Origin of the sequence: Pseudochrobactrum sp. AO18b (assembly GCF_000409565.1) — a bacterium.
Lineage (GTDB): Bacteria > Pseudomonadota > Alphaproteobacteria > Rhizobiales > Rhizobiaceae > Pseudochrobactrum > Pseudochrobactrum saccharolyticum.
In genome coordinates this window covers 1-8,652 of record NZ_ANNO01000325.1, presented here as the reverse complement: position 1 = coordinate 8,652, position 8,652 = coordinate 1, and the positions used below count along the sequence as shown (strand labels likewise).

5 protein-coding genes are annotated in these 8,652 nt (G+C 51.8%); 3 read left to right on the top strand and 2 right to left on the bottom strand.

Annotated features, from left to right (window positions below; genetic code table 11):
- Together A918_RS0112835 and A918_RS22310 are read right to left on the bottom strand one after the other, a co-directional pair.
- A partial coding sequence (locus tag A918_RS0112835) for a ribonuclease E/G (RefSeq protein ID WP_022711455.1) occupies window positions 1-2,150 on the bottom strand: 2,150 nt, incomplete at its 3' end.
- A gap of 1,135 nt (window positions 2,151-3,285) precedes the next feature.
- A complete protein-coding gene (locus A918_RS22310) occupies window positions 3,286-3,477 on the bottom strand; it encodes a hypothetical protein (RefSeq protein ID WP_225684859.1) in 192 nt (63 codons plus the stop codon).
- Between A918_RS22310 and A918_RS0112825 the strand changes: the two genes are divergently transcribed.
- The 3 genes from A918_RS0112825 to prfB form a co-directional block, all read left to right on the top strand.
- A complete protein-coding gene (locus tag A918_RS0112825; protein ID WP_370637822.1) occupies window positions 3,404-4,588 on the top strand; it encodes an N-acetylmuramoyl-L-alanine amidase in 1,185 nt (394 codons plus the stop codon). The genes A918_RS22310 and A918_RS0112825 overlap by 74 nt on opposite strands.
- Window positions 4,589-4,969: 381 nt before the next feature.
- Complete coding sequence (locus tag A918_RS0112820) at window positions 4,970-7,438, top strand: penicillin-binding protein 1A (protein ID WP_022711452.1); 2,469 nt, start codon at window positions 4,970-4,972, stop codon at window positions 7,436-7,438.
- A 138-nt stretch (window positions 7,439-7,576) separates the two neighbouring features.
- Window positions 7,577-8,652 (top strand): peptide chain release factor 2 gene (prfB, locus tag A918_RS0112810; RefSeq protein ID WP_156831440.1). Its coding sequence is split into 2 segments (ribosomal slippage), with 1,075 coding nucleotides annotated over them: window positions 7,577-7,645 and window positions 7,647-8,652; the frame shifts between segments, so codons are not numbered across the junction. This gene is flagged as partial in the annotation.

The window sequence follows — 8,652 nt, the reverse complement described above, 5'->3', positions numbered from 1 at the left end:
GCGGCTTCGCCCTGTGTTTCCGAATTGTCGCGTTCACGGGCACCGCGACGGCGACGGCGGCGACGGCTGCGCTTGCGGTCGTCATTATTATCGTCGCGTGTGTTATCTTCATCGCCTGATGTTGCTTCGGTTTCCGCATCATCTTCCACATCGATGATTTCCGGATCATTTTCCTCGTCATAAGGCATGAACTGGATTGTCTGCGGAACCGGATTAACAGGACCGGCAGCCGGTGTGCCCTTATCAATCGCCAGATGCTGATGACCAACGGTTTCATCAATCTGCAGTTCAATTGTCAGGCCGAAACGGCTTTCCATTTCTGCAAGCAGGTGGCGCTTGTGGTTCAGCACATACAGTGCTGTGGCCTGCGGTGCGCGAACAGTAATATTGTTCTGCGAATTGCGCTGCAGGAATTCTTCAATCGAGCGGATGACATAAAGCGCCATCGAGGAATCCGAGCGGATCAGACCTGTGCCTGCGCAATGCGGGCAAGGCTGCATGGTGCTTTCAAGAACCGATGCACGGATACGCTGACGCGACATTTCGAGAAGACCGAAATGCGAAATACGGCCAACCTGAATACGGGCACGATCATCTTTCAGGCAATCTTTCATGCGTTTTTCAACGGCACGATTGTTGCGCTTTTCTTCCATATCAATGAAGTCAACCACAACCAGACCGGCAAGGTCGCGCAGACGCAGCTGGCGCGCAACTTCTTCTGCGGCTTCCAGATTGGTCTGCAATGCAGTTTCTTCAATTGAATTTTCACGGGTTGAACGGCCGGAGTTGACGTCAACCGCTACCAGAGCTTCAGTCTGGTTGATGATGATATAGCCGCCGGATTTCAGTGTAACCTGCGGATGCAGCATCCGGTCGAGCTGGGCTTCAATGCCGTTGCGGGCAAAAATCGGCGTGGTTTCACGGTAAGGCTGGACGACGCGCGCATGGGTCGGCATCAGCATCCGCATGAAATCTTTGGCTTCGCGGTAACCGGCTTCACCGGCAACCAGAATATCCGTGATATCCTTGTTATAAAGATCGCGGATCGAACGCTTGATGAGATTGCCTTCTTCATAGACGAGGGCAGGCGCCTGCGACTGCATGGTCAGCTGGCGGACATTATCCCACATACGCATCAGATATTCATAATCACGGCGCACTTCTGCCTTGGTGCGGTTGGCACCGGCTGTACGCAGGATCACACCCATGCCCTGCGGCACTTCGAGTTCCTTGACGATATCTTTCAGGCGCTTGCGATCCTGAATATTGGTGATCTTGCGTGAAATACCGCCACCGCGTGCAGTATTCGGCATCAGTACGGAATAACGGCCTGCCAGCGACAGATAGGTTGTGAGAGCTGCGCCTTTATTACCGCGCTCTTCTTTAACCACCTGTACCAGAATAATCTGGCGGCGCTTGATAACTTCCTGAATTTTGTAGTGCTTGCGATGCGCACGGTTGCTGCCCGGCAGTTCTTCCATCGCATCTTCAGCGCCGACCGATTCAACCTGATCATCTTCATCATCGTGATCGTCATCGTCGTCACTGTCTGATGCGTGCTGTTTACGCGGTGCTTTTTCACGGATTACCGGCTGATCGGAAGAAGCAGCCATGACGGATGCATTATCATCCGCATCGTCATTTGCCTGTTCCTGAGCGGCATTGAGCAATGCCTGTGCATAGGCTTCCTGCGCTTCGGCAGCGAAGATGCCGACAAATTCAGGTGCCGGTACAGCCGGTGCCGCAGCATGATCTCTGCTGTTGTTGTGATGACGGTGACGACCGGAGCCGCGACGGTCATTGTGACCACGGCGATTGCGGCGTGGTGCTTCTTCACGCTCTTCATCATCTTCATCACGTGCAGCGCGGGCTTCTGCTTCCAGCAGCGCTTTACGGTCAGCTTCCGGAATCTGGTAATAGTCCGGATGAATTTCGGAGAAGGCGAGGAAGCCATGGCGGTTGCCGCCATATTCCACAAAAGCAGCCTGCAATGATGGCTCAACGCGGGTTACGCGTGCCAGATATACATTGCCTTTTAACTGCTTCTTATGCTCAGATTCAAAATCGAATTCTTCGATCTTGTTACCGCGCACCACTACGACGCGCGTTTCCTCCGGGTGGGAGGCATCGATAAGCATTTTGTTCGACATAAGTGTTTTTCCTTCCGGCGGAAAAACGCAAATCAAGAGGAACCGGAGACGCTTCGGGAGCGCCGGTTCGTATATATTCGCGGTTGCCGGATAAATTAAGGTTCGCCGGAACGCAGAGTACAGTCTTCACGCGCTGATGCCTTGCGGCAATCGCGATTTTCAGGCTGGCAATGGTCAAGTCTGCGTGACCCATAGCGGTTCCGATCGAAACGACCTCGAAAGACCTGATAAACAGGCCGATTATAGTGCCGCACAAATCCCAAAGGATAAAATATGCAGCAATTCAAAAGTGTTGCGGCATTGTAAACTGCGTTTCTTACAACGCGTGATGCCGCAGATAACAGATTGCCGATTATGATTTCTCACATAGTCCGCAGTCTTTATGAGCAGTGGCCGGGGGAACCGTGCCAGTGCTGAATCCTTGTTCAGTTACGCTGAGCCGCCGGATAATCTTTCAAATCAGAATTATCACAAACGGCCGTTCTGCAGTTTTCTGACGGTTGTAACGTCAGGTTCTGAGCTGATCTGCCACGATAAGAGCCTGTCCGCGGGTGTTAACCGGACGCTGGACAGAGAATGATTCCGATGGCGGATCTGTAACCTGATAATGCTTTTAGGACCTGATCGCCCCTCTGACAAGCAGAATATAATAATGCGTCACACTCCGTTCAAACTAATCAGGCATGAATTTTATAATTTCGACATTTATCTCAATGTTTTAGAGTGATTTTCTGATGTCGCTGACACGGGATTTAAGTGAAGATACGGCGGGCGGAATCTAAGCCGGCTTTATTTCATGCGTGATTTGTGCACGCAGCTTTGTCAGTTGCCGGTTGCGACGGGAAATGGCATTGAAATTTTGTAATCATGAATGCCGGATGCAGAGGCAGATTTGATGAAATTTGCAAAGGCTTCATTAACGATAAAGCTCTAGCATATCTGTGTTACGGGCGGTTGCAGCATCCGGCAAGAGCGGGTGAGGCAGTGTGGTTTTTCTGAAACAGGAGAAATGAAACTGCTCAGACGTCACCGAACTGCCGCAAAGGCAATCATAATGCCCGATCACGGGCGGGTGTTCGTAAATGCTGATTTGCGGGCAGGGGATTGCAAACTATGTGCAGGATCTGAACGAATCTCAGCTTTGCAATAATTTGATCGAGACGATGTTTTTACGAATTCTGACAGCCAATCTTTTTTCTTTAAAACCGGCTTTTCGCAAGTTTTTGCGGCGGCAGGCGCTGCTTTCGGCTTTTGTGGCAATAATACCGATAAATTCTGCATTTTCAGCGCAGGGCGGCAAATCTGAACTCTCTGCACTGACCTTCAAAATGGCCGGTGATGATCTGCGCAGCCGTATCGTGGTTATGTTTGACAATGAGCCGAATGTAGAGACGCATCTTCTGGAGCGTCCGCATCGTCTTGTGATCGACCTGCCGGAAACCAGTTTCGGTTTTGACAAGGAATCACTGACACCGCGCGGTCTGATTTCCGAGGTGCGCTACGGATTGATTGCGCAGACGCGGTCGCGATTGATTCTCAATGCCAAAGGGCCTTTCAAAGTTGAAAAACTGGAAGTTGTAAAAAACGAATCTTCGTCCGGCTATCGTATGGTTGCTGATATTGTTGCCAGTTCCGACCGAGAATTTGCGCAGGCTCTTGCCGATCAGAAAGTGACTACGGCCTCATTAAATGCGGACACTGGCGGGGCATCTCCTGCCATCAGCGATACGCTTGGCTCAAGCCACCAGTTTACTGTGATGATTGATCCCGGACATGGCGGCATCGACAGCGGCGCGGAAAGTGTGAGCGGCACGCTGGAAAAGAATGTGACGCTTGCTTTCGGGCGCGAGCTTCGTGATGAACTCATGAAGAACAAGAATATCAATGTTCTCATGACCCGTGAGGATGATACTTTCCTGCGGCTCGGAGAGCGGGTGCGTCTGGCGCGCCAGCATGAGGCGGATCTGTTTATCTCGCTTCATGCCGATACGATCCGTCATAAGGATATACGCGGCGCAACGGTCTATACATTGTCTGACAAGGCATCGGATGATGTGGCCAGAGCTATGGCGGAACGCGAGAATAATTCTGATGCCAGTGCGGGTATTTACAGTGAAGAAGCGCCGGTTGTTCATGATATCCTCATGGAGCTGACCCAGCGTGAAACGCATTCTTTTTCGCTGAATTTTGCTGACGGGCTGGTCAAATCTCTGCAGGGCAAGGTTAATCTGATTAATAATCCTCATCGTTTTGCCGGATTTCAGGTGTTGCGTGCACCGGATGTTCCTTCGGTTCTCGTCGAAATCGGATATTTGTCGAATAAAGATGATGAGAAACTGCTGAAAGATGCTTCATGGCGCAAACGTGCGGTGGAGCGTATTTCCCATGCAGTGGATAAATATTATACGCTGCGCAACAATGTTCAGGCGCAGCCGTAAATTCTGTGAGAGCTGCGTCAAAAGCGTCACAGAAATGAATAAAGAGTTAAAAACAGTAAATTCATCTTGTCTTTGACGTATTTGCTGTTCACTACCACGCTGTTGGTCTGGTTTAACACCGGATCAGGGCTCAGGTCAGGGCTCAGAGATGAATGGCTTGGAAGGGTTCATCAGGTTGAAAACAATTTTACGCTGCAAAGCCTGCTAAAATTGCCTGTGAATTTTTACCGGAGCGGATTACGTCCAAATTGGATCGCGGCATTCGTTCTGGATTCTTTAGTAGCCGCATTATCACGGTCGTCAAATTGATCCAATTTGACTGTGAAATGCTCTAAGTTAATGATATGTAGCAGATAATCTGAAACGGACACCGGATAAAATATGGTACGGCTCATCGGATATTTTTTCGGCATCGGAACGGTGCTGATGCTGATCGTTGCGGGAGGCGTTGCCTTCTATGTCGGCAGCATAAGCAAGGACTTGCCGGATTATGAAGTGCTGGCCAAATATGAGCCGCCGGTAACAACGCGCGTGCATGCCGCAGACGGTAGTCTGATGGCGGAATATTACAAAGAACGCCGCATGTTCCTGCCGATTCAGGCGGTTCCTGATCGTGTGAAAGCAGCCTTTGTTTCTGCGGAAGACAAGAGCTTTTATCAGCATCACGGGCTGGATTATCTCGGCCTTACCCGTGCGGTCTCCACCAATATTGTCAACAAGCTGACCGGTAATGACCGTCGCCCTGTGGGCGCGTCGACCATTACGCAGCAGGTTGCCAAAAATATGCTGCTCACTTCCGAGCAGACCTATGACCGTAAAATCAAGGAAGCGATTGTTGCGCTGCGTATGGAGCGTACTTTCAGTAAAGACCAGATTCTTGAGCTTTATCTCAATGAGATGTTCTTCGGTATGGGCGCTTACGGTATTGCCGGTGCTGCGCTGACCTATTTCGACAAGTCCGTCAATGAACTGACCATCAGCGAATCTGCCTATCTTGCAGCACTCCTCAAAGGCCCTGCCAATTATCATCCGTATCGTTATGCCCAGCGCGCGATTGAACGCCGCAACTGGGTGATCGATCGTATGCAGGAAAATGGCTATATTTCTGTTGAGGATGCAAAAGAAGCCAAAGAAACACCGCTGGGTGTGAAGCCGCATAATGCGGATGGCCGTCTGTTTGCCAGTGAATATTTTGCTGAAGAAGTGCGTCGTCAGATTGTAACCCGTTACGGCAATGCTTCGCTGCTTGAAGGCGGGCTTTCCGTGCGCACAACGCTTGATCCGCAATTGCAGGTCATGGCGCGTAAAACATTGCATAACGGTTTCATCCGTTATGATGAGGCGCAAGGCTATCGCGGCCCTGTCAAACATCTCAATCTGAGCACAGACTGGGGTCAGGAACTGGGTGAAGTTGCCGGTCTGACCGACGTGCCGGAATGGCATCTGGCTGTTGTGCTGGACGCCACACCGGATGCGCTGGAAATCGGATTGCAGCCGGCCCGTGATCCGTCCGGCAAGATCAGTGAAGAACGGGCGACCGGCCGCGTTGCCGCTGCGGATATGAAATGGGCGATGCGCATGAATATCGGCGGCAAGCGCTCGACAGCGAAATCACCGGCAGGTGTGCTTGAGGTCGGCGATGTGATTTATGTGGAGAAAAAAGGCGAGGGCAGCGATGCTTACCGTCTGCGTCAGGTGCCGAAAATCTCCGGCGCGCTGGTTGCGATGGATCCGCATACCGGCCGCGTGCTGTCTATGGTGGGTGGCTTCTCCTATGCGCAGTCGGAGTTTAACCGCGCTACGCAGGCCTATCGCCAGCCGGGTTCGGCCTTCAAACCGTTTGTCTATGCGGCAGCACTGGATAATGGCTATACGCCGGCATCCGTGGTGCTTGACGGCCCGATTTCTGTCGACCAGGGCGGTTCGCTCGGCGTCTGGAGCCCGAAAAACTATTCCGGCAAATTCTCCGGTCCTTCAACCCTGCGCTATGGTATCGAACAGTCCCGTAACCTAATGACCGTGCGTCTGGCACAGGATATGGGCATGAAGACCGTTGCGGAATATGCAGAGCGTTTCGGTGTTTATGACAAGATGATGCCGGTGCTTTCCATGTCGCTTGGTGCCGGTGAAACCACTGTGCTGCGCATGGTAACCGGCTATTCGATCATGGCCAATGGCGGACGCTCGATCACGCCTTCAATGATTGACCGCGTGCAGGATCGTTACGGCAAGACTATTTTCAAGCATGATATGCGTCAGTGCCAGAATTGTAATGCGGAAGAGTGGAACAATCAGGAAGAGCCCGAGCTTGTTGACGAGCGCGATCAGGTGCTCGACCCGATGACCGCCTATCAGATTACATCGATGATGGAAGGTGTTGTTCAGCGTGGTACTGCACGTATGCTGCTGAGCCTGAACCGTCCGATTGCCGGTAAAACCGGTACGACAAATGATGAAAAAGATGCGTGGTTTGTCGGTTTCACGCCGGATATGGTTGTCGGTCTGTATCTCGGTATGGATCAGCCTGCACCGCTCGGCCGCGGCGGTACAGGTTCCGGCCTTGCTGTGCCGGTGTTCAAGGATTTCATGACCGTGGCAATGCAGGGAGCGCCGAAAGTGGACTTCCGTGTGCCTGAAGGCATGACCATGATTGCAATCAACCGCCGTACCGGTATGCGTGCAACGCCGGGTGGCCCTGATGTGATTATGGAAGCCTTTAAACCGGGAACAGGCCCAGCTGACAGCTATTCTGTGATCGGTGCCGACAGCTTCCAGGAAGGCTCACCGGTGCAGCCGCAATCGCCGCAGGCGAATAAGGCAATTAATTCCGGATCTGGCGGTCTTTATTAAGCCTGCCCTGAGCCTGAAATATTGACAGGCTTAAACACAATCAGCATACAGGCTTCATGAAAAAATGCCTGTATGCTTTTGTATTTAAAGCTCAGGTTTGACTGCGAAATTATTAAGACTGACAAAGGAGCCGCAGCTATGCGTGCCGAGATTGAGAACTTGGTTGACGAAATCAAGCAGGCCATAAGCCTGCTGAGGAGGCATCTTTGACTGGGATCAGTCACTGAAGAAACTCGAATATCTGAACAGCCGTGCTGAAGATCCGACCCTGTGGAATGACCCGCAGGAAGCACAGAAGCTGATGCGTGAACGCCAGCAGCTGGATGACAGCATTAACAGTATTCTGGCGCTGACCCGTTCGCTCGATGATAATATCGAGTTGATCGCGATGGGTGAAGAAGAGGGCGATAAGTCCATCATCACCGATGCGGAAAACGGTATTCGCGAGATCAAGGCGGAACTCGACAAGCGTCAGATTGAAATGCTGCTCAGCGGTGAAGCTGACGGCAATGATGCTTATCTGGAAGTTCATGCCGGTGCCGGTGGTACGGAAAGTCAGGACTGGGCGTCCATTCTGCTGCGCATGTATTCGCGCTGGGGTGAGCGCGACGGCCGTAAGGTGGAAGTTCTGGAAGTTCAGGCAGGGGAAGAAGCGGGTATTAAATCCGCAACCATCCTCGTGAAAGGCCATAATAGCTACGGTATGCTGAAAACGGAATCAGGCGTGCATCGTCTGGTGCGTATTTCGCCGTTTGACTCCAATGCCCGCCGCCACACTTCCTTTGCCAGTATCTGGGTCTATCCGGTGATCGACGATAATATTGAAGTCGAAGTGTCGGAATCCGATGTCCGTATTGATACTTACCGCGCCTCCGGTGCCGGTGGTCAGCACGTTAACACCACAGATTCGGCGGTTCGTATTACGCATATTGCCACCGGTATTGTGGTGCAGTGTCAGACCCAGCGTTCACAGCATAAAAACCGTGAACAGGCCTGGTCGATGCTCCGTGCGCGTCTTTACGAAGAAGAGCTGAAGAAGCGTGAAGAAGCCGCCAATGAGGTGAATTCTTCCAAGACAGATATCGGCTGGGGACACCAGATCCGTTCTTATGTCATGCAGCCTTATCAGCTGGTTAAAGACCTGCGCACCGGTGTTGAAAGCACAAGTCCGGACGATGTACTGGATGGTGATCTGGATGAGTTTATGGAAGCTG